This is a genomic window from Rhodoferax sp. MLSD5-FHT05B10 (assembly GCF_058793415.1).
The window spans coordinates 429,828-454,204 of record NZ_JBXAFT010000001.1; the positions used below are offsets into that span (position 1 = coordinate 429,828).

The window sequence follows — 24,377 nt, forward strand, 5'->3', positions numbered from 1 at the left end:
TTCTCCAAGGATAGCGCCGCTGCGCTATTCCAGGGACAGGGGCTCAGATGTGTCAGGGGCATGGGGTAGTTGTATTGTGAAGCAGGTTCTTTCTGCTTGCGATGCGACGGAAACCTGGCCCTGATGTGCCCTTACGATGGCTTGCGTGATGGCAAGGCCAAGTCCAGTGCCTTCGCCAGTTGCCTGCTGGCGCGACGGATCAGCTCGGTAGAAGCGCTCAAACAGGCGCACCAGATGCTGCTCTGGGATGGTGGGACCCGGGTTTTCAACGGTCAGTCGACACTGTCCGTCTGAATCTACCAAGGACACTTTGACAGTCCCATCCACCGGGGTGTACCGTAATGCGTTTGACAGCAGATTGCTGATTGCACGGCGCAACATCAAACGGTCGCCCCAGACGTCGCAGTCGCCGATCAATGCCAAGTGCACGCCTTTTTCCTCGGCCAAGGCTTCGTAAAAATCGAACAACTCGCGTACCTCCTGCTCCAGGTGCACAGTCTCGCCGTGCTGCGCAATCCAGTCCGCCATCTGGCCGTATTCGGCCTTGGCAAGAAGCAACATGTCGGAAATCATGCGCGCCAGCCGTTCGTACTCTTCGGCGTTGGACTCCAGCGTGGCGCGGTAGCTGTCGGCATCGCGCACACGGGATAGCGCCACCTGGGTTTCGGTCATCAAATTGCTGACCGGTGTACGCAATTCGTGGGCAATATCGGAAGAAAAGTCCGACAGGCGTCGAAAGGCATCCTCCAATCGATCCAACATTTCGTTGAGGGATGTTGCCAACTCAGCCAATTCTGGCGGTACCGCATCGACGGGCAGGCGCTGATCCAGCTTGTGCGCTGTGACAGCAGTGGCACGCTCGCGCATGGCGCGAAGGGGGGCCAGACTCCGGCTGGCTGCCAGCCACCCTAAAAACCCGGTTGCCAATGCTGCCAAAGCCACAAACACCCACAGTGCGCGCATCAAACTGCGCATGAACATGTTGTGGTGCTCCATGTCCACGGCCACCGCGACCACCAAGGGCTGCCAATGCGGTATACCGGAGCGGATGGCCTGGGCCACACCTCGGAAACTACGCTCCCCCTGTGTCCATTGAAACAGCTTCCTGGTGTGCCCTGAAGGAGCTGTTGCCAGCCAATTCCGGGGGAAGTCAGCTCCTTCCGACGCCAACAACAACTCGCCAGTAGGGCCCAGTACCTGCACCACCAATTCTTGGTGACCAATCAGTGCATCGTTCAACTGGGATTGCAAGGCATCAAAGTCCTGCGGCGTAGCCATGCGCTCGATGGCGTGCCGAGCCAATTGCATCTTGCCGCTCAGTGCGTCGAGATCCTGTTGCTCAAAATGGCGGTCAATGGCCACGTTGGTCAGCCAGCCCAGCACCAGCAACACGGTGCTGGAACCTATGGCAAAGAGCAGCGTCAGCCGGGCTGTCAGAGATAGTCGTTGAATCATTCGTTTGGCGGAACCTCCAGCACATAGCCCATGCCACGTGCCGTACGGATCAATTTGGGCTCATACGGGTCGTCCACCTTGGCACGCAGGCGCCGGATGGCGACTTCGATGACATTGGTGTCGCTGTCAAAGTTCATGTCCCAGACCTGCGATGCGATCATGGAGCGCGGCAGCACCTCACCCTGGCGGCGCAGCAGAAGTTCCAGCAAGGCAAACTCCTTGGCCGTGAGTTCGATGCGGTCTCCGGCCCGCACCACGCGCCGGCGCAGAAGATCCAGCTCCAAGTTGGCAGCGCGCAAGGTGCTGGGCTCCAGGCCATTCTTGCCCCGGCGCAGCAGTGTGCGTACACGTGCCAGTAGTTCTGAAAACGCAAACGGCTTGACCAGGTAATCGTCAGCCCCCAGTTCCAGCCCTTTGACGCGGTCCTCCACCTGGTCTCTGGCAGTGAGGAACAGGACCGGCAAGTCTTTCTCGCTTTGCCGCAGTCGCTCCATGACTTGCCAGCCGTTCAGCCCTGGCAGCATCACATCCAGCACCAACAAATCGAAATCACCGGTCAAGGCCAGGTGCAGTCCATCAATGCCATTGGCGGCCAACTCGGTCACGAAACCTGCCTCAGTCAGGCCTTGTTTCAGGTAGTCCCCAGTCTTTTGCTCGTCTTCGACGATCAGAATTTTCATGGTCAACCTCCAGTGCAATGGGACATCAGGGCGTGATTGTGCCTACACGGGGTGCTGCCAAACCAACATGACAAAACTGTAATGTCGCCGTCAGTAAATTGACGGGGACGGATTTGCATCATCCCCGGCTTTCGCAACTCCCCGAAAAGGCATTGATGTTCACAAAAATAGCTGCTCCTCTCTTGGGGACCTGCTTACTCATCGGCTTGCCCGTGCAGGCACAGACCGTGGGCCAAGCGCTGGAGCAGGCCTGGAGCCGCCATCCCTTGGCAGCATCCAGCAAGCTCGGCCAGTTAGCCGCCCAGGCCCGCACCGATATTGCCAATGGTCTGACACCCGGACCCGCATCGCTTTCCCTGTCCACGCTGGACGATCAGCTCGGCGCCAAGCGCGGCAAACAGGAATGGGAGCTGGAAGTCGAAACGCCTTTGTGGTTGCCGGGCCAGCGCAACGCGGCCCAGGCCGAAGCCCAGGCAGCGAAAAAGGAGTTTGATGCCCAGCAACTGGCGTTGCGATTGCAGCTTGCCGGTGAAGTGCGCGAGGCTTGGTGGGCTGTTGCCGAGTCCCGGGGCAACTTCGTACTGATAGAGGCACGCAACCAGGCAGCTCAAGCACTATTGCTGGACGTGGAGCGCCGCGTACGTGTGGGTGAGCTTGCACGGGTGGACTTCAATCTGGCTCAGGTAGAGCAGCTTTCAAGCCAGTCCGAACGGGATGAGGCACATTCCACCTTGCAACAGGCAGAACAGAACTTTCTTCTGTTGACTGGAGAAACCCCTCCGCAGGAACTGCCGCCCGAAGTCCTAACCCGTGCCGAATCGACGGCCGATGCACACCCCCAAGTGCAAGCTGCCGCCGCGGGCAAGGATCTTGCCCAAGCCAAATTGGAACTGGCACAAAAAAGCCAGCGCGATGCCCCCACCCTGGCGTTTCGGATGGTGCGGGATCGCGCGGACTTTGCGGACACGTATGCCGACGCCTTTGGGGTCAAGCTCACCATTCCGTTCTCTTTGGGGGCCCGAGTGCGCCAGGATCTGGACAGCAACCGTGCCCAGCTGGTGCAGGCTGAAACCGAGTACGACCAGGCTCTGCGCCGCACCGCGCTGGCCAAGGAAACCGGTCAGCGTCTGCTTCAGACAAGCCAACGCCAACTGGAACTGGCTACCCGTCGCGCTGCCCTGACGCAGGACAACCTCGCCTTGATCGAAAAATCCTTTGCGCTGGGTGAGTCGGATTTGCCCAGCCTGTTGCGGGCGCGTGCCGCCCATTTCGATGCACAGGCCCTGCTGCAACGCCAGCAGATCAACGCCCATGCGGCGGTGTCCCGCATCCACCAATCCCTCGGAGTCCTGCCTTGAATACCGCCATGCTGTTTCCCACCGTGCGAGCGCACAGGTTGATCCCCTCCGCCATCTTGTCCGTGGTGCTCGCCTTCGCCACGGGGGCTGCCGCGGCCCATGGCGGGGAAGACCATGGAACCGATGCCCCGGCAGCACTCAGCAGTCCCATCGCGCCACGGGCGTACGCCCAGACCGAGGATTTTGAGCTGGTGGCACAGCTCCAAGGCTCCAACCTGAACATCACCCTCGATAACTTTGCGACCAATGCCCCGGTGGCCGACGCCCAGATCGAAGTGGAAAGCGGCACGGCGTTCAAAGCGCAGGCGCAGCAGACCGCACCTGGCGTGTACACGGTAAAGGCCGATGCCTTGGCAACGCCAGGCAAATACGCGCTGAGCTTTTCTGTGCAGACCGACGATGCTGCCGACCTGCTGGCGACCACGCTGGACATTAGCGCCCCCCCACAAGCACTGGCCCATGTGCACAGCTGGAGAGAGTGGACGACCTGGGCCTTGTCGGGCGTGGTGCTGGCCGCAGGCCTGGCACTGGTGGTCGTGCGCCGCCGACGCTGGGCACGTAAACACCCGCATTGAATCCGATGGTGAAGCCCCTGACGCCTGGGGCAGTACCAGCACTTCCCTCCTAAAAATTGAATTCACCATGAAGAAAACGACAACATTGGGCATCGTGGCGCTCGCCACCATGGGCTTATGGGGACAGTCCTTTGCCCACGGGGACGAAGACCACAGCAACGACAACAAGAAACCAGGTGCAGCCCAGACCGCCCCGGCCACCGCATCCAATGGAATCGAGGTTGTGGCAGCACAACGCCTGGCCGATGGCAGCTTGTTTGTACCCAAGGCCATCCAACACCAGTTGGGTTTGCGCACTGCCCAGGTGCAAATGCAGGAAACCGCTGCGACCGTGGAATTCAGTGGCAAGGTCGTTGTCGACGCCAATGCCTCCGGGGTCGTACAAGCCAGCCAGGCCGGACGCATTGAACCCGGCCCCAAAGGACTTCCCACCCTGGGCCAAAAAGTGGTCAAGGGTCAACCTTTTGCCTATGTGCGCCCCCAGCTCAGCAGCCTGGAGCGCAGTGCCAATCTGGCCCAACTGGCAGAACTGGATTCGCAGCTGAAGATCTCCGAGCGCAAAGTGCAGCGCTATGAGCAGCTGCAAGGCTCTGTGCCGCAATCCGCCATGGAGTCCGCACGCATCGAATTGGAGTCTTTGAAAAAGCGCCGCCAGGCCGTGGCTGCAGGCCTGCAGGCGTCAGAAGTGCTGCTGGCGCCAGTCACCGGCACGGTCAGTGCCGTGCGGGCCGTGATCGGCCAGGTGGTGGATGCCAAGGACGTGCTCTTTGAAGTCGTGGACACCGGGCGTCTGGGGGTGGAGGCCTTGGCCTACGACGCCCAGGTCCTGAAAGGTTTGGCGGTCGCCAGTGCCGTGATTCCTGGCGGTTCCCTGGAGTTGCAGTATGTCGGCGGTGGTCAGCAATTGCGCGAGCAGGCCATACCGCTGCTGTTCCGGGTCAAGAATGCCAAGGCTCCGGTAGCAGTTGGACAGCCTGTCAAGGTCATTGCACAAACATCTCAAAAGATCCAGGGTGCTCCGGTGGCACTGGCCGCCCTGGTCAAAGGCAGTGCCAACCAGGCATCGGTGTGGGTGCATACCGCGCCCGAGCGCTTCGTATTGCGCAAGGTCAGCTCACAGGCTCTGGATGCGGGTCAGGTGGTTGTGACCTCCGGCCTGGCTTCGGGCGAGCGGGTGGTGGTGGAAGGTGCTGGCTTGCTGGCCCAGGTGAAGTGATGAAGGTGACACAGCATGTTTGACTTCATCATCCACACCAGCCTGCGCCAGCGCTTGATCGTGCTGGGAATTTCCTTGTTGCTGGTGATCTACGGGGTCATGACGGTGCAGAAAATGCCCGTCGATGTGTTCCCCGACCTGAACAAGCCCACCGTCACCCTTATGACCGAAGCCGGGGGCATGGCCCCGGAAGAAGTCGAGCAGTTGGTCACCTTTCCGGTCGAATCGAGCATGAACGGCATGCCCGGCGTGACGCGTGTGCGCTCGGTCTCCGGCATTGGCCTGTCCATCATTTACGTGGAATTCGAGTGGGGTTCGGACATCTACCGTAATCGCCAGCAGATCAGCGAGCGGCTGAATCTGGTGCGTGAGCAGCTGCCACCTGGCGTGGTACCCCAGCTGGGGCCCATTTCGTCCATTATGGGAGAAATCCTGCTGCTGGCACTGCCCGCAGATCCAGCCCTGGTCAGCCCGATGCAGGTGCGCGAATACGCCGACTGGGTCATGCGGCCACGCCTGTTGACAATCCCCGGAGTGGCGCAGGTCACCCCCATTGGTGGCGAAGTGCGGCAGTACCGTGTGGAGATCAAGCCAACCCAATTGCAAGCGCTCAATGTCGAGCGTGAGAAGTTGGAGTCCGCTTTGCAGGACTTTGGTGCCAACACCAGCGGTGGTTTTCTGGAATCCCAGGGCCGCGAATACCTGATTCGCCAGATCGGTCGCACCAGTCGCCTGGAAGACCTGCAAAACGTCGTCGTCGCAGTCAAGAATGGGCAGGCTGTTCTGTTGAAACAGGTCGCCGATGTTCAACTGGCGCCCGCACTTAAGCGCGGCGATGCCGGCTACAACGGCAAACCCGCCGTCATCCTGTCGGTGCAAAAGCAGCCCAGCGCCGACAGTGTCACGGTGACCCGCGACGTGGAGCGCGCCATTGCGGAGCTGGGTAAAAGCCTGCCGCCCGGCGTTGAGGCGCCGCAGTTCCTGTTCAAGCAGGCCGACTTCATCGAGCACTCGGTCACCAACGTCCAAGAAGCGCTGCGCGATGGCGCGGTGTTGGTGGCGGTGATCCTGTTCCTGTTCCTGCTCAATGTGCGCACCACGCTCATTTCCCTGACCGCGATTCCCGTGTCCCTGTTGGTCACGGCCCTGGTGTTCCACTATTTCGGACTGTCCATCAACACCATGACGTTGGGCGGCCTGGCCATTGCCATTGGCGAACTGGTGGACGATGCCGTGGTGGGGGTGGAAAACGTGCTGCGCCGCCTCAAGCTCAACAGTGCGCTCAAAGAGCCTCGCCCGGTGCAGGAAGTCATCGCCAGTGCGACCCTGGAAGTTCGTTCGGCGATTGTCTATGCCACCGTCATCATCGTGCTGGTGTTTGTGCCGCTGTTCGTGCTGCCGGGTATCGAGGGGCGTCTGTTCACTCCGCTGGGCATTGCCTACATTGTCTCCATCCTGGTGAGCATGATCGTGTCCGTCACCATCACACCGGTGATGGCGTTGTATCTGCTGCCCAAAATGAAGCAGATGGGACATGGCGACAGCCCGCTCGTGATTCGGCTCAAACGCTGGGACGCAGCCTTGTTGCACTGGTCTTTCGCTCACACCCGTGCACTGCTCATCACCGCCCTGATTGCGGTAGTGGCTGCCGCGGCCACCATTCCCTTCTTTCCCAAGGCTTTCCTGCCACCCTTCAACGAAGGAACCTTGACCGTCAATGTGGTGTTGAATCCGGGGACTTCCTTGGCCGAATCCAACCGCATTGGAGCCTTGGCGGAACAGATTGTGACCAGTGTCCCCGAAGTCACCCAAGTGGGGCGGCGTACTGGGCGCGCCGAACTGGATGAGCATGCCGAAGGGGTGCACTACACCGAGATGGACGTGGACCTGAAGGCCTCGGAGCGCAGCCGCGAGGAGATCATCAATGACTTGCGCACCCGTCTGGCGGTTCTGCCAGCAGTCAGCAACGTCGGGCAACCGATCTCGCACCGGCTGGACCACTTGCTGTCGGGTGTGCGTGCCCAAATTGCACTCAAAATCTACGGCGACGATCTGGACACCTTGCGCAGTCTGGCGGGTGACGTACGCAACCGCCTGTCCAAGATCCCAGGCATCACCGATCTGGCCGTGGAGAAGCAGGTCCTGATTCCGCAGATCAAGATCCATGTGGACTACGAACAGGTGGCTCAGTACGGGGTGGCACCAGGGGCCTTGCTGCGCTCGCTGGAGCAGATGATCGAGGGGGAACGCGTTACGCAAATCGTCGAGGGCAACCGGCGCTTTGACCTGGTGGTGCGTTTGCCGGAGCATGGCCGCAGTCTGCAGGAACTATCGAATCTGTTGATTGAGACTCCGACCGGATCGGTACCCCTGTCCAAGCTGGCGCGAATAGAAGACGGCGATGGCCCCAACCAGGTCAGTCGGGAAAACTCGCGTCGGCGCATCGTGATCTCGGCCAACACCGACGGCAGCGACATGTCGCGCGTGATTGCCGACATTCGCGCCGAACTGGCGGCAAAACCCTTGCCGGAAGGCTACTTCACGGCCCTGGAAGGACAGTTCCAGGCCCAAGAGCAGGCGGCCCAGCTGATCGCCTTGCTGGCAGCCATCTCGCTGACCATGATCTTCCTGGTGCTGTACAGCCGCTACCGCTCCACCGCGTTGACGCTCATCATCATGGGCAATATCCCCTTGGCATTGGTGGGCAGTGTGATTGCGCTGTGGGTTTCCGGGCAACCGTTGTCGGTGGCCGCCCTGGTGGGCTTCATTACGCTGACCGGTATTTCCACCCGCAACGGCATCCTGAAGATCAGCCACTACATCAACCTGTGCGCCTTCGAAGGAGAGACCTTTGGCCAGAAGATGATCGTGCGCGGCTCGCTGGAGCGCTTGACGCCCGTGCTGATGACGGCGCTGGTCGCAGCCTTTGCCCTGGTGCCGCTGCTGGTGTCGGCCGATGCCCCCGGCAAGGAAGTGCTGCACCCGGTGGCAGTGGTGATCTTTGGCGGGCTGGTGAGCTCCACCTTGCTCGACACCTTGCTGACCCCGCTGATGTTCTGGCGCTGGGGGCGCCAACCTCTGGAGCGTTTGTTGAGCACCAAGGCCGACGAGCACTCGCCTGAAAGTTTCTGATTTTGTTAAAGGAGAACCTTATGAAAAAGATTGGTGTATTGGCCGCAGTGACCGTGGGCCTTTTGTGGGGCAGCGGACATGTCTACGCAGATGGGAACGGTGTACATGCCGAGGCCCTGAAGCCCGCCAATGGCGGGCAGGTGCAAGCTGCGGGTCTGAACATTCTGGAATTGGTCGTGGCCAAGAACAGCAAAGAGGCCAGCGACAACCCGGTCGTGGTGTTCATTACCGATGGCCATGGCAAAAAGCTCTCCAGTGCCGGGGCGACGGGCACGGCAACGCTGCTGAGTGGGAAAGACAAAACGGTGGTCACACTGACACCCGATGGAGACAACCGCATGAAGGGCACGGGCAAATATGCCTCCAACCCGACCATGAAGGCCATTGTCGCGGTCACCCTGTCTGGGAAAGCAACAGACCAGGCGCGCTTCACCCCCTTGGCCGCGGATGACGGTCACACCGATCACAAGCATTGAGCTTCATCTTTCCTAGAAAGGTACCTGACTTCAACGCCCTCGAAATCGAGTCCCTGATGGACAGCGAAATCGAAACTCACCACCACGAAGAACACGCCGCCGTCGCCGCGCTGCAGCGTATCGCGGGCGGTCTGTCGGCCTTCGGTATCGTGGCTGCGGTGCTGGGCGGGGCATGATCGGTTTGGCCCTGGTCGGTATACCTTCCTGGGCATTTTGCTGGCCTACGCCTTTGCCAAACCGCTCGCAGGCCTGCCGGAACAGAAAGTGGAAGAAGGCAGCAAGGAACTCCAGTGCATCAAGACCACGCATGCATGGCCTGCATGCAGGGCTACAACCCATTGAATTCGGCCGCAAGGTGCTTTATTCCACCGAGCGCCCCACCTTCCAGGAACTGGACGCGGATGTCAAAAGGAAATAACTTTGGTAGTTGACGCGCTACTGAAGTGCAGCCTGTCTGCTGGTATGAAATAGAGCCAACAGCGAGCTCAAAAGATGGTGCCACCATACAACTGATCTTTGTGATTCAGTCGCAACTCACAACCGACTACGAAAAAAGCCCAGACATCTGTCTGGGCTCTCTGGAAACAGCGCCACTACAGAGTGGCTCCGTGTACTTCGTACTGGCCGAAGGAATTCTTCGCGATAAGCTTATTTGATTGTGCGGCCGTTGTGGTCGCGAATTACCGTTGTAAGCAATGCTACTTCATCACTGTTCATTTTGATGATTGTTCCATCTGCTGCAGTCATAGATTCACCAACGTTCATGCGAGTTGGACGTCCATACATGTCCTCCATGGCCATCTTGCCATTTTTGAATTGATGGACGGTCGAGCCGTCCTTCAACGGAATCGACTTGTCGATGGCTGTGTCCATGGCGAAAGCAGATGCAAAAGGAACGGCCAGAGTCAAAGCGATGACAGATTTGCGGATAAACATGAGTGGAACTCTTTCAATGTAAGTGAAGCCCCACGAGGTATTTCGTGGGAACGGTGCACTCGCTGCACCGTTGACTTCAATGTAGAAAGTTTTCCCCTACAGCGGCATGACCAGTCCGTTACAAAGACGTCATGTGGCAGCTCTTAATGCCGAATCGCTGAAGCGTAGTTCGTGCGCGTTTTGCGCCAAGCAAGTTTGATTCGTCCGTCAACTTGGCTTCCGGGATAAATAGGTGCGCCCGGCCGCACCCGACCGAGGGTAACCATCCCCCAGCAAAGCCGGGGGCATTCGGAATGTGAGCCGCTCAAAGCGGCTGTCAGGGGGCGCTGACGCAGCCCCTCATTTCATGGGCCGCCTACTGGTGGCTACTCACCTCCACAGACCGACCTGATCCAGCCTCCCTTGGTAGCTAGACGTCGGCATAGCGCCCTCCCCCTTGTCAAACGCTCGACCAAGGCGCTGGACACACCGGGCACGCCTTTGGCCATCTTTTCGATCTGGTTGGCGATGCGGTCGACGGTGGTGAAGTCGGTGCAGATGACTTTGACGCCTACCAGTTCAGACGAACGCTACTCATCTCAGGATGGACTCTTGCTCCACCACTGCTGACGGTAGATCAAAACTGACCAATTTGTAATTTGAGGGACAGGGAATTGACGAACTACCACAAGCAAAATCAAGTTCCCCTGATTTACATCAATAAGGAGCTTATTTAGTGGGAACCCCATTCAACCGCAACGCCACCAACGGGATATTGGCTGCGAGCCTCATCGCGCTACCGTTTTCACTACTCGCACAAACAACCGAAATCGCGCTGGAAACCGATTGGCGACGCGCCAATGAAGCAGTGGGAACCTTCCAGCGGGGGCACGCCGATGTTGTTAAATGGGAGCGAACCAATCTACCGGAGACAAGTAGCGAATCGTCAACATCCGGGACTCCCATCCCATCGGCGGAAGCAGCGGTACGCATTATCTGGCAAGCCCACCCTGATCTTGCTGTGCCACTTGCTCAACTGGGTGCACCCAACGTTAATCGTATTGCGGAAGGGAAGTGGAATGAGCTGGATCAAAGTCTACAACGCCGAGTTGAAGGTGCTGGTGAGGTCCTGGAAATTGCCACACGCGGACGTAATGCCTGGATGGAAGCGGTGGCAGCTCAGCAGACGCTGAAACATCGCCGTGACATGGCAGCCGCAACAGCTGCGGCCAAGGATCTGGGACAGCGCATGGTCGCCATCGGCAATTGGAGCAAAGTCCAATTGGCCCCGGTTGAGCTGACAGCGGCCAACGCACGGATGGATCTGCGACGTGCGCAATACGCCGTGGATCGAGCACAAAGCAACCTTATCAAGACACTGGGGCTAACAGGTCTTGTTGCGAAACTCTCGCTCCCACAGGAACTGCCTGCTATTCCATCCCAACCGATGTCCGAGATCGAATTGCAGCATCGTGCTGACGCCATAGGTGCCCAACTGCCAATGGCTGAACGGATGCGTAATCGGGCACTTTTTGGAGACGCATTAAAGGCCTATCAGTCCGCACACGCACTGGCACTGGAGAGCACGGAAGTTGTCCTCAAAACCCGCGAATTTGTTACGGAGGAAACACTGCTTCACTACAACGGGATGCTCAAAAGCGTCTGGGAACTCTTGGATGAAGTCCGTAACCAATCCCAGGCCACCTTGGATGTGATCAATGCCCAGCGCGACTTCTGGACCGCGGAGACAGACTTGCAGTGGGTCTTGCAGGGCGGTGAGCCTAGCAGCCTCGTCTCACTCAATGGCACAGGTGGCGATGCCCCTGCTGCCACAACCCATTAAGAGAAACACTTCCATGAACAACAACTCCCGACGACAATTTTTTGCCGGTGCTGCTGCGTCCGTGGCCGGACTTGCTGTGGCCCGCTCTGCGCTGGCTGGTTTGCCAGAGCCTGTCATACAGACCTCCGTCAACACTGCACCACCGCTGGCCCCATCTACTGGTCGCCCCTATAACCCAGTGGTCACACTCAATGGCTGGACCTTACCTTGGCGTATGAACAATGGGGTCAAGGAGTTTCATCTGGTGGCTGAGCCGGTAGTGCGCGAAGTCGCTCCGGGCTTTAAGGTGAACATGTGGGGTTACAACGGCCAAAGTCCGGGACCAACCATTGAAGTGGTTGAAGGTGATCGCGTTCGCATTTTTGTCACCAACAAACTGCCTGAACACACGACGATCCACTGGCACGGACAACGACTTCCGAGCGGCATGGATGGCGTGGGGGGGCTAAATCAACGTGCAATTCCCGTGGGAAAGACCTTTGTTTACGAGTTCGAGGCGCGCCGACCTGGAACCTTCATGTACCACCCGCATGCCGATGAAATGGTGCAAATGGCCATGGGCATGATGGGAATGTGGATCACTCACCCCAAAGAGAAACACCCGCATATCAGCGACGTGGATCGTGACTTCTGCTTCCTGCTCAATGCCTTCGACGTGGAGCCCGGCAGTAAGACACCCAAAGTCAACACCATGACCGACTTCAACATCTGGTGCTGGAACAGCCGGGTGTTTCCTGCCATCGACAGCTTGAACGTGCGCCTGAACGACCGCGTCCGCATCCGTGTGGGTAATCTCACCATGACCAACCACCCCATCCATCTGCACGGACACGAGTTTCAGATTACCGGCACCGACGGTGGACCCACACCACCTGGTACACGTTGGTACGAGGTCACCACGGATCTGGCCGTGGGTCAGATGCGCCAGATTGAATTGATTGCCGACGAAGAGGGTGATTGGGCCATGCACTGTCACAAAAGCCACCACACCATGAATGCCATGGGTCACACAGTGCCGACCATGATCGGCGTAGACCACCGGGGCTTGATCCAAAAAATTCAGAAAGTCGCGCCCGACTACATGCTCATGGGTGAGCGAGGTATGGCCGACATGGGCGAGATGCAGATGCCCATTCCCGACAACACAGCCCCCATGATGACGGGTACCGGCCAGTTTGGACCTTTGGAGATGGGCGGAATGTTTACGGTTTTCAAAGTCCGAAAAGACCAAAAACCCGGTGATTACAAAGACCCTGGGGCGTACAAATTTCCGGAAGGAACGGTGGCCTACGAATGGAGCGGAACGCTGCCACCTGCACAGCGCCCAGCATCCGCCACCAACCTCACACCGGCCACAGCAAAAGCCATCAAACCCAAAATGAATGGCATGGCGCATTGAAACTCACTCAGCTTCGTATAACAAAAACCCCCACTTTTTTAAAAGACATTACATGAAACACAGCACATCCACCGTTCTCTCTCGCCCCACCATTTTCCTGGCGGCCACAGCTTTTATGGCGACTACTGCATTGGCCGGCGGCAAACATAGTGGCGGCCACGATGAATACGCGTATGGTGAACCCGGTTTTACAGAAAAGGTTTCTCGCACCATTGAAGTGGATGCAGCCGACAACATGCGCTTTACGCCGTCCAACATATCAGTAAAGAAAGGTGAAACCATCCGTTTTCTTATCAAAAACACTGGCGTGGTAGCCCATGAATTCAGTCTCGGTACAGAAAAGGAACTCAAAGAGCATTACGAAGTCATGAAGAAGTTCCCCAACATGGAGCACGAAGAGCCCAACAAAATATCGCTCAAACCCAACGCGCAGGGCGATGTAATCTGGCACTTCACGAAGACGGGGGTCGTAAATTTTGCGTGCCTACATATCGGCCACTATGAGGCAGGGATGAAGGGGCAGGTCAACGTGACCGCCAAGTAGTCCGATCAGCTATCACAGAAATCAAGGAAATTCGATGAAATTCACCCTTTTGATAAACGCTTCCATGCTGGCGGCAATAAGCTTGACCAGTGTGTCCGCATTGGCTCAATCCACCATTGAACCTGGCAAAACGGCATCCGTTGCACCACCTACCATGACCGATGGGGAGGTTCGCAGAATTGACAAAGAAACCGGCAAGATCACTATCAAGCATGGTGAGATAAAACACATGGAAATGCCCGGCATGACCATGATTTTTGTGGTTAAGGACAAGGCCTTACTCGACAAAACCACTGTCGGCGCCAAAATTCAGTTCATGGTCACCAATGAGAATGGTCAACTGACCATTACAGACCTCCAGCCAACGTAATAGTGCTGCGTTAAGCATAGAGAAGGGGTATCCATTGCTGGTGCCCCTTCTTTTTAGGGAGCGTGGCTGTATTCGGCCAGTCGCAGATCTCCAGCTCGTCGGCATCAACCTCGCTCGCAATTTTCAAAGATGACAAAAACGTAATGTTTTCGTCATCTTGGCGGCGGAATTCGGCTCATAAACTGCAAACATCGCGTTATTCAGATGCAGGAGAGCCCAAGATGCCAGTACCCGTATCCCTGATTCGCCGCCAGTTGCTGGCAGCTTCGCTTTTGTTGCCGATTGCCGGCATGGCAGCCCAGCCCGCCCTGCCTTTGGTCGAAGTCTGGAAAGACCCCAGTTGCGGCTGCTGCAAGGACTGGGTAGCCATCCTGGAGCAAGCGGGTTTTCCGGTGCGCGTCTACGAGACCGGGAACAACGCCATGCGCGCCCAATTGGGCATCTCCACCAAGCTCGGCTCCTGCCATACCGCCCGTGTCGGTGGCTACGCCATCGAGGGGCATGTGCCGGTGCGTGAGATCCAGCGCCTGCTGCGCGAAAAGCCCAAGGCCATCGGACTGACGGTGCCTGGCATGGTGGTGGGCTCGCCCGGCATGGATGGCTCGGCTTACCAAGGCCGCAAAGACCCTTATTCGGTCTTGCTGGTTCTTCCCAATGGGGAGACCTCGGTCTACCAGAAGTACGCCTGAGGAGCGCCACATGGACAAGAAAAACCACTTCACGACCCGGCGCGGCTTCATTGCGGCCAGTGGCTTCGGGGGCATCAGCCTGTATGGCCTGTGGGCCGCTTACGGTGCTGCACCGAGCCCCTTGGCGTTGCTGGGTCTGGAGCATCCGCAAGCGCCCACCTCCAGTAATGGTGGGGGACACTCGGAACATGGCGCCGCAGCAGCACCCGAAGCCCCAGCAGCAGGCGCTGGAGGCCACGCAGGCCATGGTGCTGCCGCTGAAGGGTCTTCTGCAGAGGAATTCAGCCGTCTGACAGCTGAATTTGCAGAGCGTTATCGCATGCCCGATGGCAGTGTCTATCCACGCCGGATGAGCGATCAGAAGATGGCCGCCATGGACCCACATGCCGGGCACGACATGTCGGCCGGAATACCTGCAGACCATGTCATGCCAAGCACGGAGTCTGACCCCCATGCAGGGCATGGTGGAGCATCGGTAGCACCCCCTGTTGCCGCGGATGCGCACGCTGGCCATGCTGGCAGTGACATGCCAGTCGACAAAGACCAGCCCATCGACGTGCTGATGACTGCGGGCAAGTGGTATTACCTGCCCAACGTGTTGCGCCTGGACGCCGGCCAGGCCTACCGCTTCAAGATGATGTCAGTGGACATTGCCCACGGTGCCTCTATTCAGTTGGGTAAAGCCGGGCGAATGATGCGACTGCAGCCCGGACGGGTTACGGAAGCCGCGATCACCTTCCAGAAGCCAGGACGCTACCTGATGTATTGCACGGTCTACTGCGGTGAAGCACACCAATTGATGCAAGCAACGATAGAGGTGGTCTGAACATGGCACACGTACAAACCTATCCCCAGCGTCTGGCCGGATTGCCTGACGCAGATCGCACGCTTCTGAAATCCATGGCCGCAGTGGCCCTGCTGGCTTTGTTCATCGGGGTCCTGGCCGGGGTGGCCACTGCCCTGGTGCGCGGTGGCGTTTTGAACGTCACCATGGCCGATGGCTACCGCTTCCTCACGGTCCACGGCGTAGGCATCTTCTTCTACTGGCTGTTCACCACTCAGACCGCTTTGCTGCTGGGCCTGGCCGCATGTGAACATGGAAAGGGACTGGCCCTGCGTCCGCTGGCCTGGGCGGCCTTTGCCCTGATGCTGCTGGGTCTGGCTCTGAGCATGGTGGGTTCGGTGTCGGGTACGCCCTTGCTCTATAACGGTTCACCCGAACTGGTGCGCGATAACCCACGCGATCTGCTGCTGTTCAACCTGGGGTACAGCCTGTTGGGACTGGGGCTGCTGTTGCTGCCTGTGAGCGCCATTGTGACCCTGCTGCGTCCGCGCTGGCAGGGGCAGCAAGAAAAGCTCAGCGCCGTGGGTTTTGCCCTGTTCGCCTGGGGTGGATTCCTGGTCGTCACGGGCTTTGCCGCGCTCTACACCTTCGTTCCCGGCGTGCTGTGGGCGCTGGGCGCCGGGCCGTTTCCACTGAGCCACGGCACGCGTTGGCACATCGTGTTCCACAACATGCACTACCTGCCGCTGATGGCCACCGTGATCCTGTGGTACGTGCTGGTGCAGGCACTCACTGGCGTCAAGTCGGTGTTTGGTGAGCGTTTCTCGAAGATCGTTTTCTCGATGTACCTGGTGTTCGTGCCGCCCACTTCGCTGTACCACATGTTCCTGGAGCCGGACCTGCCCAAGGTGGTCCAGGTGGCGGGTTCCATGCTGTCGCTGTTCGTCAGCGTGCCCACGCTGACCGCCTTCCTGATCATCGTGGCCTCGCTGGAAGTGCATGCCCGCGCCCAGGGCGGACGCGGCTTGTTCGGCTGGATTCGGCTGCTGCCCTGGCGCAACCCGGCCATGTCGGCCATCGGGGTCGCCGTGCTGAGCATGGCCTTCGGCCTGGTGTTCGCCTTTGTGTTGATCCAGGGGCAACTGGCGCCGCTGCTGTCGGACACCTTCTTCGTGCCTGGCTACTTTCACTTCTTTACGTTAGGCACGGTCAGCATGACCCTGCTGGCCGCCTTGTCGGTGGTCTTGCCCGCCATTGGCGGCCGCGACCTGTGGAAACCCCATGTCCTGCGCTGGATGCCTTGGTTGGCCCTGGCGGGCCTGCTGGTGTTTGGCGCCGCCGGCATCACGGCGGGCTACATGGGCGTACCGCGCCGGGTCATGGACGTGGGCTACCAACAGCAAGCGCCAGCGCTGTGGCACAGCCTGATGCTGGCAGTGGCTCTGGGTGGAAGCGTTATGGCAGCAGCATTGCTGGTGTTTGCTGGTGGCATTGCCGCAAGCCTGCTACCAAAACGCCAGGCTGGAAATTCTGTCACAGGGATGGTCGTCTCCTGGGGCGGCACGGCCGTGAAGCCCGGCACCGCGGCCTGGGTCGGTCCCGTGTCCATCCTGGTCATCGTGGCCGCCATGTACGCGTTTTCTGCGGTGGGGTTCGAGTTGATGCAGTCCTTGCCCATCAGTGCAGCGGGTGGCGGTGGACATTGAACAGGAACGGAAGGAGTTTTCCATGAACGAAGATTTTTGGCTCATCGTCCCCGTGGCCGTGGTCTGGGCGGTGCTCGGTGTGCTGTATGCGCTGGCCCCCTGGGGCGACATGATTGGCTACGCCTGGGTATGGGGTTTTGGCTCCGTGCTTTTTATGGGTTTGGGTGGCTTGCTGTTGCGTCGTACTGCCGTTCAAGGCAAGACATAGCGCAAGACTTCGCAGAAGTTAGGGCCCCATTCACCTTGGTTGCTCCGGGGCGGCAACACGACACTGAAAGGAAGTTCATCATGCAATCCCGTACTGTTGGTTTTGCCGCATCACGCCTGGTCATGGCGCTGTCACTCGCACTCGCAGGTGCTGGGGTGTGGGCGCAGGACAGCAAGGCCGAAGACCACACGGCCCACCATCCTGCAGAAGCAGCTTCCGCTCCCAAACAGGCACCGAAGCCTGCCGCACCGAAAGCTGTTGCTCCCAAGCCAGCTGCAAAGCCCGCACCCGCCAAGGGCCAACCTGCCGCCATGGACAAGGGCACCATGGAAAAAATGGGACAGATGGATGCCAAGATGAAGGCCATGCAGGAGATGCACCAGAAATTCATGGCGGCCAAGACGCCGGAAGAACGCATGGCATTGATGCCCGAAAACATGAAGGCCATGCAGGACGCCATGACCATGATGGACGACATGCGCGGCGGTGGAATGGGGATGATGGGTGACAAGGGCGGCATGGGCATGATGGGTGGTGCCGACAAGGCTTCCATGATGGACAAGATGCCCATGGAAATGATGGCCAAATGCCAGATGATGGAAAAGCGCATGGACATGATGCAGTCCATGATGCAGATGATGATGGACCGCATGCAGGCACCAGCCACCAAGTAAGGGGGCAACCATGGACCATGACCATTCAGGGCACGAAACGCCACCGAGCTTTTGGCGTTCCCGTTACGCGATCGGCCTGGTCGTTATCGGAGCGATTGCAGGCTATTTCCTTCTGACCGAGCACTTGGCGCACGTCGTGGGCGCATTGCCTTATCTCTTTTTGCTGGCCTGTCCCTTGATGCACGTGTTCATGCACGGCGGACATGGTGGTCATGGGCATCACCACGGGGGTTCCGGCTCCAACACGGGGCCTCAAACCCCACCTAAACCGGGAGATCCGTCATGAACCATGAACAGTCTGCCTACGGCTTGTGGAGTCTGGTCGTCTTCAATTCGGCCATCTTCATCATGTTCGCCTACAGCTTTTTCAAACCCGCCACGGCGCGGGATTGGCGCAGTTTTGGGGCGTTTTCCGCCTTCATCGTGGCCCTGTTTGTGGAGATGTACGGCTTTCCCCTGACCATTTACCTGTTGTCGGGCTGGCTACAAACCCGCTATCCCGGCCTCGACATCCTGAGCCACAACGCCGGGCACTTGTGGTCGACTATGCTGGGCGAAAAAGGTGACCCACATTTCGGCCCGCTGCATATCGCCAGCTACGTCTTTCTGGGTTATGGCTTTTACCTTCTGTCCACGGCCTGGAACGTCCTGTATCACGCCCAGCGCAGGCATACCCTGGCCACCGCTGGCCCCTATGCCCGCATCCGCCACCCCCAGTACGTAGCCTTTGTCTTGATCTTGCTAGGCTTCCTGTTGCAGTGGCCCACGGTGCTGACCCTGGTCATGTTCCCAGTCTTGCTGCTGATGTACGGCCGATTGGCAATGACCGAGGAGGCTGAGATGCTGGCGCAATTCGGTGCAGATTTTGAGCGGTACGCTCAAAAGACCCCGCGGTTTATTCCACGCTTTGGTCAAGATTCGCCAGCCTCCTGAGCCCTTCATGGCGCAGGCTGGTGCAGCTACACACATTTGAAATTAAGGATTTATGCAATGCAAACCATCGAACTCAACGTGCAAGGCATGACCTGTGGCGGATGCGTCAAGCATGTCACCAAGGCGTTGCAAGCTGTCCCTGGAGTGAACCAGGTCAGCGTCGATTTGGCCAGCGGGCGGGCCCGCGTGGACAGTGATCTGCCCTTGGGGGCGGAATCATTGATTGCGGCCTTGGCCAAGGAGGACTACCCCGCCACGGTCGCCCTCGGAATGGGTTCCTCGGGTACAAAAAAAGAAGGGGCGAATTGCCACGGTGGTAGCGCCGGCAAGGGTGGATGCTGCTGCCATTGAGCCCTGACGCAACTTGAACGAAAAGGCGACCATGAACAGCACGAACCCACACGCAGGCCATACGCACGATCACGCCCATGCAGCAGGTGCGCACCACGCAGGGCATTCTGAGGCCGGCCCCGCATCTGGCTCGGGTGCAGAACTGAAAGATCCTGTCTGCGGAATGACAGTTACTGCGCAGTCTGCGCACCAATCGGAACACATGGGTCGGAGTTTTTTCTTCTGCAGCGCCAAATGCAAGACCAAGTTTGATGCCAGTCCCATGCAGTACATGGGTGCCCCCGCTCAAGCCCCATCTCCCGCGCCAGTGCACCAACCGGAGAAGCTGGGCACTGAGTACACCTGCCCCATGCACCCCGAGGTGCGGCAAGACCACCCCGGCAACTGCCCCAAATGTGGCATGACGCTGGAGCCGGTCATGCCGACCCTGGAAGACGATGACAACCCCGAGTTGCGTGACTTCCAGCACCGATTCTGGTGGACCTTGCCATTGACCGCCATCGTCTTTGTGCTGGCTATGTTCGGTGAGCGCTGGCACCTGATGGACATGCGGGTGCAAACCTGGGTGGAGTTCGTACTGGGCACGCCCATCGTGTTGTGGGCTGGCTGGCCTTTCTTTACCCGTGGCTGGCAGTCGCTGGTCCAGCGCAGTCCCAACATGTGGACGTTGATTGGCCTGGGTACCGGTGCCGCCTACGTCTACAGCGTGGCGGCCACCCTGGTGCCCCAAGCCTTTCCGGTGTCCTTCATTTCGATGGGGCGTGTGGCCGTGTACTTTGAGGCCGCGGCCGTCATCATTTCGCTGACGCTGCTGGGGCAGATCATGGAACTCAAGGCGCGCTCACAGACTTCGGCCGCCATCAAGTCCCTGCTGGGCCTGGCACCCAAGACCGCTCGCCGCATCCGCGAGGATGGCACCGAAGAAGATGTGGCCTTGACGCATGTCCACATCGGTGACGTCTTGCGCATTCGCCCCGGAGAAAAAGTGCCGGTGGACGGTGTAGTGATCGAAGGCAGCAGCGCCGTGGACGAGTCCATGCTGACCGGCGAGCCGGTGCCGGTGAGCAAGCAGGCCGGTGACAAAGTGATTGGCGCCACGCTCAACACCAGCGGCGCCCTGGTGATGCGTTCGGAACGCGTGGGCTCGGCCACCATGCTGGCCCAGATCGTGCAAATGGTGGCACAAGCCCAGCGCTCCAAAGCACCCATGCAGCGCATGGCGGACGTTGTGGCGGGGTATTTCGTGGTCTCGGTCGTAGCCATTGCCTTGCTGACATTTTTTGGCTGGGGCTTCTTCGGTCCTTCGCCCAGTTGGGTATACGGGCTGATCAACGCCGTGGCGGTGCTCATCATTGCCTGCCCCTGTGCCCTCGGACTGGCCACGCCCATGTCCATCATGGTGGCCACGGGGCGCGGAGCGACCCAGGGCGTCTTGTTCCGTGATGCTGCCGCCATTGAAAACCTGCGCAAGGTGGACACCCTCATCATCGACAAAACCGGCACCTTGACGGAAGGCCGCCCGTCGTTTGACCGCGTTGTACCGGTGACCGGATTCGAAGCCGACGAAGTCCTGCGCCTGGCGGCCAGTCTGGATCAGGGCAGCGAACACCCGCTGGCGGAAAGCATTGTGCGTGCCGCCCGCGAACGTGGCATGGTTCTGGACAAGCCCGAAAGCTTCGAATCCAGCTCCGGCATAGGCGTGCGCGGCACCGTGCAAGGACACCAACTGGCCTTGGGCAATACGACCCTGATGGAACAGCTGGGCGTCTCCGTGGCCGCCTTGGCACCCCAGGCTGAAGCCCTACGCGCTGAAGGTGCCAGCGTGATGCACCTGGCGGTGGATGGTGTTTTGAAAGGTCTGTTGGCCGTCTCCGACCCCATCAAGGCCAGTACCCCTGAGGCCTTGGCGACATTGCGCGCAGCGGGCCTGCGTATCGTCATGGCCACCGGCGACGGACATACGACCGCCAAAGCAGTGGGTGCCAAACTGGGCATCGATGAGGTCCATGGCGAAGTCAAGCCACAGGACAAGCTGGCTCTGGTGGAGCGCCTGCAGAAAGAAGGCTGTACCGTGGCCATGGCCGGTGACGGCATCAACGACGCCCCGGCACTTGCCCGCGCCGATGTCGGAGTTGCCATGGGTACCGGTACTGATGTGGCCATGAACAGCGCCCAAGTCACTCTGGTCAAGGGAGATTTGCGCGGCATAGCCGTGGCACGTTCGATTTCCGAAGATACTGTGGCCAATATGAAGCAGAACCTAGTGTTTGCCTTCTTGTACAACGCGCTCGGCATTCCGGTGGCCGCAGGTGTCCTGTTCGCCTGGACTGGCTGGTTGTTGTCCCCACTGATCGCGGCCTTGGCCATGAGCTTCAGCTCGGCGTCTGTGATTGGTAACGCGCTGCGTTTGCGGGGACGTTAATAGTGACCAAGTCGGCATTGCCGTTTCGCAAAGAGGCCACGGTCTTGGTGGCCGCCAGCCCGGAGGTCGTGTTCCAGTGGCTGGACGACCACCAACGCCTGGCAACACACATGGAGAAACCATCACTGATGATGGCCGGGGCGTCCATGCATATCGAAACCGATGACCGCAATGGCCAGGCTGTGGGTTCGGTCATTGCCCTGAAAGGGCGCGTGTTAGGCATGGACTTGTCCGTAACTGAACAAGTGACCGACTATGCTCCGCCCCTGCGCAAGGCCTGGGAAACCATCGGAACTCCCCGATTATTGGTGATCGGTCCCTATTGCATGGGCTTTACATTGGTAGCTGGCACGCCAAACAGCATATTGAGCGTGTGGATTGACTACGATTTACCTGCAGGGTGGTGGGGCCGCTGGTTAGGCAAACTGCTCGGGGGCTTTTATGCCAATTGGTGTGTGTCACGCATGAGTTCCGACGCAGTGCAGGCTTTTTGCAAGGGGAATGGCAATGGAAACCCATAAACACGATCTAAGTCATCTGTTTCGCCAGCTCGGATATTCTGGTGCAGCCAAAGATATTGACGACTTCATTGCCGCACACCGCCTAGCAGAAGGTGTTTCTTTGCCGGATGCCGCATTTTGGACGCCTGCCCAGGCCCATTTTCTGCGGCGTGCGCTTGCTGATGACTCAGATTGGTCGGAGGTGGTTGATGTGCTTGCCGTTCGATTGACTGGCTTCACAAGTTGAGGTAACCCCACCCTTGCTCATTTTGGGATTTTGAAAAAGAAAAGCCCGCAGACTGCGGGCTTTGTCAATTGTCCCAAGGGGGAGGCTTTCGCCCGCAACCCTCGTGGCTCACAATGAAATTATAAATTGAGATGCAATGGTCAGCGTTAAACGCACTGCGTACCGATGCAGCATTCACTGGCGATGAAGTTCTATCGCATCCTTGCCATGATCAGAGACTTGGGCGTTGAACCATTTGTGGATTGCGGCAACCAGGGGTCGTCTCAGAATTCGGAAAATAAAGCACGCTAAGGCGTAGTCACCCCGTGACTCCCCCGCGCCGATGCAGCGAGCTTCGTTCCGTCTTGCAGTGACGCAATCAGCGGGCAGGAAACGTTCCCTTTCCGCGCATGGCAGGCGCACACCAGTTCAGACAGCACGGCCTCCATGCGTGCCAAGTCGGCCATCTTCTCGCGCACATCCTTGAGCTTGTGCTCGGCCAGGCCGCTGGCTTCCTCGCAATGGGTGCCATCCTCCAGCCGCAGTAGCTCGGCGATTTCGTCCAGGCTAAAGCCCAGCCGCTGGGCCGATTTCACGAACCGCACTCGTGTTACATCCGCCTCGCCATAGCGGCGAATGCTGCCATAGGGCTTGTCTGGCTCCGGCAGCAGGCCCTTGCGCTGGTAGAACCGGATGGTCTCCACATTGACCCCGGCCGCCTTGGCAAAAACGCCAATGGTCAGATTCTCAAAATTAATTTGCATATCGCTTGACTCCGTACATAACTACGGAAGTAAGCTTAAGCTATCCAAACCAAATTTGAAAGGACAAGCGTATGTCTGAACCACAAAACGGGCGCGGCGCGCTCTTCGCCGGTGGGCTGGCCGCCATTCTTGCGTCGGCCTGCTGCCTGGGGCCGCTGGTTTTGATCGCCTTGGGGTTCAGCGGGGCATGGATCGGCAACCTGACGGTGCTGGAACCCTATCGCCCGATCTTCATCGGCGCAGCGCTGGTCGCGCTGTTTTTCGCCTGGCGGCGCATCTACCGCCCGGCGCAAGCCTGCAAACCGGGTGAGGTCTGCGCGATTCCCCAAGTGCGAGCTACTTACAAGCTCATTTTCTGGATCGTGGCCGCGCTGGTCCTGGTCGCGCTCGGATTTCCCTACGTCATGCCATTTTTCTATTAATCACAGGAGTTCATCATGAAAAAACTGTTTGCCGCCCTCGCCCTCGCTGCCGTTGTTGCCCCCGTGTGGGCCGCCACCCAGACCGTCACGCTGTCCGTACCGGGCATGACCTGCTCCACCTGCCCGATCACCGTCAAGAAGGCGATTTCCAAGGTCGAAGGCGTCAGCAAAATTGACGTGACCTTCGAGACACGCGAAGCGGTTGTCACGTTCGATGATGCCAAGACCAGCGTGCAGAAGCTGACCAAGGCAACCGGAGACGCGGGCTATCCGTCCAGCGTCAAGCAGTGAGCCACTGAACCCGAACCTGGGGCGATCATGGGACTGATTACACGCATTGCCGACAAGGCTGGCGCGCTTGGCAGCGTTGTTTCCGCGATGGGATGCGCTGCCTGTTTCCCGGCTATCGCCAGCCTGGGCGCGGCCATCGGCCTTGGCTTTCTACAGGAATACGAAGGGTTGTTTATCTCCAAGCTGCTGCCGCTGTTCGCAGTCGTGGCTTTGCTGGCGAATGCACTGGGCTGGCTGAGTCATCGGCAATGGTACCGCAGCCTGCTCGGGATGGTCGGCCCAGCCATCGTGCTGGCGGCCATGCTCTTGTTTTTTGGCAATTGGTGGACGGCGAACCTCCTCTATGTCGGTCTGGCCTTGATGATCGGGGTGTCGATCTGGGATCTGCTCTCACCGGCCAACCGCCGCTGCGAACTACCACCCAAACACGGCTAACTGCATTGG

At 59.0% G+C, this 24,377-nt stretch carries 27 protein-coding genes and 1 pseudogene; 24 read left to right on the plus strand and 4 right to left on the minus strand.

The genetic code is table 11. The annotated features are described in order from the left end of the window. Positions 1-24: 24 nt before the first annotated feature. Both AC1Q5W_RS02020 and AC1Q5W_RS02025 read right to left on the minus strand, forming a co-directional pair. On the minus strand, positions 25-1,455 hold the full coding sequence (locus tag AC1Q5W_RS02020) for a heavy metal sensor histidine kinase (RefSeq protein WP_492646056.1): 1,431 nt from the start codon (positions 1,453-1,455) through the stop codon (positions 25-27). Beyond that, positions 1,452-2,135, minus strand: a complete 684-nt coding sequence (locus AC1Q5W_RS02025) for a heavy metal response regulator transcription factor (protein WP_492646057.1) — start codon at positions 2,133-2,135, stop codon at positions 1,452-1,454. Before AC1Q5W_RS02025 ends, AC1Q5W_RS02020 begins: the two co-directional genes overlap by 4 nt. A gap of 155 nt (positions 2,136-2,290) precedes the next feature. On the opposite strand from AC1Q5W_RS02025, the gene AC1Q5W_RS02030 reads away from it, so the two are divergent. The 6 genes and pseudogenes from AC1Q5W_RS02030 to AC1Q5W_RS02055 all read left to right on the plus strand — a co-directional run. Then, complete coding sequence (locus AC1Q5W_RS02030) at positions 2,291-3,493, plus strand: TolC family protein (protein ID WP_492704016.1); 1,203 nt, start codon at positions 2,291-2,293, stop codon at positions 3,491-3,493. A gap of 8 nt (positions 3,494-3,501) precedes the next feature. Then, positions 3,502-4,068 carry a hypothetical protein gene (locus AC1Q5W_RS02035; RefSeq protein ID WP_492646059.1) on the plus strand — a complete coding sequence of 189 codons (567 nt, stop codon included), beginning with the start codon at positions 3,502-3,504 and terminating at the stop codon, positions 4,066-4,068. A 67-nt stretch (positions 4,069-4,135) separates the two neighbouring features. Next, positions 4,136-5,284: an efflux RND transporter periplasmic adaptor subunit gene (locus AC1Q5W_RS02040; protein WP_492646060.1), complete on the plus strand. Its 1,149-nt coding sequence runs from the start codon at positions 4,136-4,138 to the stop codon at positions 5,282-5,284. A gap of 15 nt (positions 5,285-5,299) precedes the next feature. Further along, entirely contained in the window at positions 5,300-8,416 is a 3,117-nt protein-coding gene (locus AC1Q5W_RS02045; RefSeq protein WP_492646061.1) for an efflux RND transporter permease subunit, read from the plus strand. Positions 8,417-8,436: 20 nt separating this feature from the next. Continuing rightward, a complete protein-coding gene (locus AC1Q5W_RS02050; protein WP_492646062.1) occupies positions 8,437-8,892 on the plus strand; it encodes a hypothetical protein in 456 nt (151 codons plus the stop codon). 26 nt (positions 8,893-8,918) lie between these two features. After that, positions 8,919-9,310, plus strand: a pseudogene (locus AC1Q5W_RS02055) (MotA/TolQ/ExbB proton channel family protein); the annotation flags it as partial. A gap of 230 nt (positions 9,311-9,540) precedes the next feature. Here the strand turns inward: AC1Q5W_RS02055 and AC1Q5W_RS02060 are convergent. Beyond that, complete coding sequence (locus AC1Q5W_RS02060; RefSeq protein WP_492646063.1) at positions 9,541-9,828, minus strand: CopK family periplasmic copper-binding protein; 288 nt, start codon at positions 9,826-9,828, stop codon at positions 9,541-9,543. Between the two features lie 715 nt (positions 9,829-10,543). On the opposite strand from AC1Q5W_RS02060, the gene AC1Q5W_RS02065 reads away from it, so the two are divergent. The 15 genes from AC1Q5W_RS02065 (at position 10,544) to AC1Q5W_RS02135 (ending at position 22,477) form a co-directional block, all read left to right on the plus strand. After that, on the plus strand, positions 10,544-11,650 hold the full coding sequence (locus tag AC1Q5W_RS02065; RefSeq protein WP_492646064.1) for a TolC family protein: 1,107 nt from the start codon (positions 10,544-10,546) through the stop codon (positions 11,648-11,650). Positions 11,651-11,663: 13 nt separating this feature from the next. Further along, positions 11,664-13,049: a multicopper oxidase family protein gene (locus AC1Q5W_RS02070; protein ID WP_492646065.1), complete on the plus strand. Its 1,386-nt coding sequence runs from the start codon at positions 11,664-11,666 to the stop codon at positions 13,047-13,049. Positions 13,050-13,101: 52 nt separating this feature from the next. Further along, positions 13,102-13,593 (plus strand): cupredoxin domain-containing protein, encoded by a 492-nt coding sequence (locus AC1Q5W_RS02075; protein WP_492646066.1) that lies wholly within the window; start codon positions 13,102-13,104, stop codon positions 13,591-13,593. 34 nt (positions 13,594-13,627) lie between these two features. Beyond that, the gene (locus AC1Q5W_RS02080) at positions 13,628-13,963 is read left to right on the plus strand and encodes a copper-binding protein (RefSeq protein ID WP_492646067.1); all 336 of its coding nucleotides are present in this window, start codon (positions 13,628-13,630) and stop codon (positions 13,961-13,963) included. 221 nt (positions 13,964-14,184) lie between these two features. Next, on the plus strand, positions 14,185-14,652 hold the full coding sequence (locus tag AC1Q5W_RS02085; RefSeq protein WP_492646068.1) for a DUF411 domain-containing protein: 468 nt from the start codon (positions 14,185-14,187) through the stop codon (positions 14,650-14,652). 10 nt (positions 14,653-14,662) lie between these two features. After that, positions 14,663-15,478 (plus strand): cupredoxin domain-containing protein, encoded by an 816-nt coding sequence (locus AC1Q5W_RS02090; RefSeq protein WP_492646069.1) that lies wholly within the window; start codon positions 14,663-14,665, stop codon positions 15,476-15,478. A 2-nt stretch (positions 15,479-15,480) separates the two neighbouring features. Then, a complete protein-coding gene (locus tag AC1Q5W_RS02095) occupies positions 15,481-17,142 on the plus strand; it encodes a cbb3-type cytochrome c oxidase subunit I (RefSeq protein WP_492646070.1) in 1,662 nt (553 codons plus the stop codon). A 22-nt stretch (positions 17,143-17,164) separates the two neighbouring features. Beyond that, positions 17,165-17,350 (plus strand): hypothetical protein, encoded by a 186-nt coding sequence (locus tag AC1Q5W_RS02100; RefSeq protein WP_492646071.1) that lies wholly within the window; start codon positions 17,165-17,167, stop codon positions 17,348-17,350. An 80-nt stretch (positions 17,351-17,430) separates the two neighbouring features. Further along, on the plus strand, positions 17,431-18,024 hold the full coding sequence (locus tag AC1Q5W_RS02105) for a hypothetical protein (protein WP_492646072.1): 594 nt from the start codon (positions 17,431-17,433) through the stop codon (positions 18,022-18,024). 10 nt (positions 18,025-18,034) lie between these two features. Continuing rightward, positions 18,035-18,310, plus strand: coding sequence for a DUF2933 domain-containing protein (locus AC1Q5W_RS02110; RefSeq protein WP_492646073.1), 276 nt, complete (start codon positions 18,035-18,037; stop codon positions 18,308-18,310). Then, on the plus strand, positions 18,307-18,957 hold the full coding sequence (locus AC1Q5W_RS02115; protein WP_492646074.1) for a methyltransferase family protein: 651 nt from the start codon (positions 18,307-18,309) through the stop codon (positions 18,955-18,957). Before AC1Q5W_RS02110 ends, AC1Q5W_RS02115 begins: the two co-directional genes overlap by 4 nt. Before the next feature lie 57 nt (positions 18,958-19,014). Further along, on the plus strand, positions 19,015-19,308 hold the full coding sequence (locus AC1Q5W_RS02120) for a heavy-metal-associated domain-containing protein (RefSeq protein ID WP_492646075.1): 294 nt from the start codon (positions 19,015-19,017) through the stop codon (positions 19,306-19,308). 31 nt (positions 19,309-19,339) lie between these two features. Beyond that, the gene (locus tag AC1Q5W_RS02125; protein WP_492646076.1) at positions 19,340-21,730 is read left to right on the plus strand and encodes a heavy metal translocating P-type ATPase; all 2,391 of its coding nucleotides are present in this window, start codon (positions 19,340-19,342) and stop codon (positions 21,728-21,730) included. A 2-nt stretch (positions 21,731-21,732) separates the two neighbouring features. Then, a complete protein-coding gene (locus tag AC1Q5W_RS02130; RefSeq protein WP_492646077.1) occupies positions 21,733-22,251 on the plus strand; it encodes an SRPBCC family protein in 519 nt (172 codons plus the stop codon). Continuing rightward, positions 22,238-22,477 carry a DUF2789 domain-containing protein gene (locus tag AC1Q5W_RS02135; protein WP_492646078.1) on the plus strand — a complete coding sequence of 80 codons (240 nt, stop codon included), beginning with the start codon at positions 22,238-22,240 and terminating at the stop codon, positions 22,475-22,477. The genes AC1Q5W_RS02130 and AC1Q5W_RS02135 overlap by 14 nt, the downstream gene beginning before the upstream one ends. 287 nt (positions 22,478-22,764) lie before the next feature. On the opposite strand, the gene merR is transcribed toward AC1Q5W_RS02135, so the two are convergent. After that, positions 22,765-23,220, minus strand: coding sequence for a mercury resistance transcriptional regulator MerR (gene merR / locus AC1Q5W_RS02140; RefSeq protein ID WP_001166628.1), 456 nt, complete (start codon positions 23,218-23,220; stop codon positions 22,765-22,767). Positions 23,221-23,291: 71 nt separating this feature from the next. Between merR and AC1Q5W_RS02145 the strand changes: the two genes are divergently transcribed. From AC1Q5W_RS02145 to merC, 3 genes are read left to right on the plus strand one after another with little or no spacing between them, the layout of a single operon-like run. Continuing rightward, positions 23,292-23,642: a mercuric transport protein MerT gene (locus tag AC1Q5W_RS02145; RefSeq protein ID WP_001294660.1), complete on the plus strand. Its 351-nt coding sequence runs from the start codon at positions 23,292-23,294 to the stop codon at positions 23,640-23,642. A gap of 15 nt (positions 23,643-23,657) precedes the next feature. Further along, on the plus strand, positions 23,658-23,933 hold the full coding sequence (gene merP, locus AC1Q5W_RS02150; RefSeq protein ID WP_000732276.1) for a mercury resistance system periplasmic binding protein MerP: 276 nt from the start codon (positions 23,658-23,660) through the stop codon (positions 23,931-23,933). A 27-nt stretch (positions 23,934-23,960) separates the two neighbouring features. Continuing rightward, complete coding sequence (gene merC / locus AC1Q5W_RS02155) at positions 23,961-24,368, plus strand: organomercurial transporter MerC (RefSeq protein WP_000522993.1); 408 nt, start codon at positions 23,961-23,963, stop codon at positions 24,366-24,368. Positions 24,369-24,377 lie beyond the last annotated feature (9 nt).

Coding starts and splice junctions, on each gene's coding strand:
- AC1Q5W_RS02020 (WP_492646056.1), bottom strand. CDS start 1,455: ATGATTCAACGACTATCTCTGACAGCCCGGCTGACGCTGCTCTTTGCC.
- AC1Q5W_RS02025 (WP_492646057.1), bottom strand. CDS start 2,135: ATGAAAATTCTGATCGTCGAAGACGAGCAAAAGACTGGGGACTACCTG.
- AC1Q5W_RS02030 (WP_492704016.1), top strand. CDS start 2,291: ATGTTCACAAAAATAGCTGCTCCTCTCTTGGGGACCTGCTTACTCATC.
- AC1Q5W_RS02035 (WP_492646059.1), top strand. CDS start 3,502: ATGCTGTTTCCCACCGTGCGAGCGCACAGGTTGATCCCCTCCGCCATC.
- AC1Q5W_RS02040 (WP_492646060.1), top strand. CDS start 4,136: ATGAAGAAAACGACAACATTGGGCATCGTGGCGCTCGCCACCATGGGC.
- AC1Q5W_RS02045 (WP_492646061.1), top strand. CDS start 5,300: ATGTTTGACTTCATCATCCACACCAGCCTGCGCCAGCGCTTGATCGTG.
- AC1Q5W_RS02050 (WP_492646062.1), top strand. CDS start 8,437: ATGAAAAAGATTGGTGTATTGGCCGCAGTGACCGTGGGCCTTTTGTGG.
- AC1Q5W_RS02060 (WP_492646063.1), bottom strand. CDS start 9,828: ATGTTTATCCGCAAATCTGTCATCGCTTTGACTCTGGCCGTTCCTTTT.
- AC1Q5W_RS02070 (WP_492646065.1), top strand. CDS start 11,664: ATGAACAACAACTCCCGACGACAATTTTTTGCCGGTGCTGCTGCGTCC.
- AC1Q5W_RS02075 (WP_492646066.1), top strand. CDS start 13,102: ATGAAACACAGCACATCCACCGTTCTCTCTCGCCCCACCATTTTCCTG.
- AC1Q5W_RS02080 (WP_492646067.1), top strand. CDS start 13,628: ATGAAATTCACCCTTTTGATAAACGCTTCCATGCTGGCGGCAATAAGC.
- AC1Q5W_RS02085 (WP_492646068.1), top strand. CDS start 14,185: ATGCCAGTACCCGTATCCCTGATTCGCCGCCAGTTGCTGGCAGCTTCG.
- AC1Q5W_RS02090 (WP_492646069.1), top strand. CDS start 14,663: ATGGACAAGAAAAACCACTTCACGACCCGGCGCGGCTTCATTGCGGCC.
- AC1Q5W_RS02095 (WP_492646070.1), top strand. CDS start 15,481: ATGGCACACGTACAAACCTATCCCCAGCGTCTGGCCGGATTGCCTGAC.
- AC1Q5W_RS02100 (WP_492646071.1), top strand. CDS start 17,165: ATGAACGAAGATTTTTGGCTCATCGTCCCCGTGGCCGTGGTCTGGGCG.
- AC1Q5W_RS02105 (WP_492646072.1), top strand. CDS start 17,431: ATGCAATCCCGTACTGTTGGTTTTGCCGCATCACGCCTGGTCATGGCG.
- AC1Q5W_RS02110 (WP_492646073.1), top strand. CDS start 18,035: ATGGACCATGACCATTCAGGGCACGAAACGCCACCGAGCTTTTGGCGT.
- AC1Q5W_RS02115 (WP_492646074.1), top strand. CDS start 18,307: ATGAACCATGAACAGTCTGCCTACGGCTTGTGGAGTCTGGTCGTCTTC.
- AC1Q5W_RS02120 (WP_492646075.1), top strand. CDS start 19,015: ATGCAAACCATCGAACTCAACGTGCAAGGCATGACCTGTGGCGGATGC.
- AC1Q5W_RS02125 (WP_492646076.1), top strand. CDS start 19,340: ATGAACAGCACGAACCCACACGCAGGCCATACGCACGATCACGCCCAT.
- AC1Q5W_RS02135 (WP_492646078.1), top strand. CDS start 22,238: ATGGAAACCCATAAACACGATCTAAGTCATCTGTTTCGCCAGCTCGGA.
- merR (WP_001166628.1), bottom strand. CDS start 23,220: ATGCAAATTAATTTTGAGAATCTGACCATTGGCGTTTTTGCCAAGGCG.
- AC1Q5W_RS02145 (WP_001294660.1), top strand. CDS start 23,292: ATGTCTGAACCACAAAACGGGCGCGGCGCGCTCTTCGCCGGTGGGCTG.
- merP (WP_000732276.1), top strand. CDS start 23,658: ATGAAAAAACTGTTTGCCGCCCTCGCCCTCGCTGCCGTTGTTGCCCCC.
- merC (WP_000522993.1), top strand. CDS start 23,961: ATGGGACTGATTACACGCATTGCCGACAAGGCTGGCGCGCTTGGCAGC.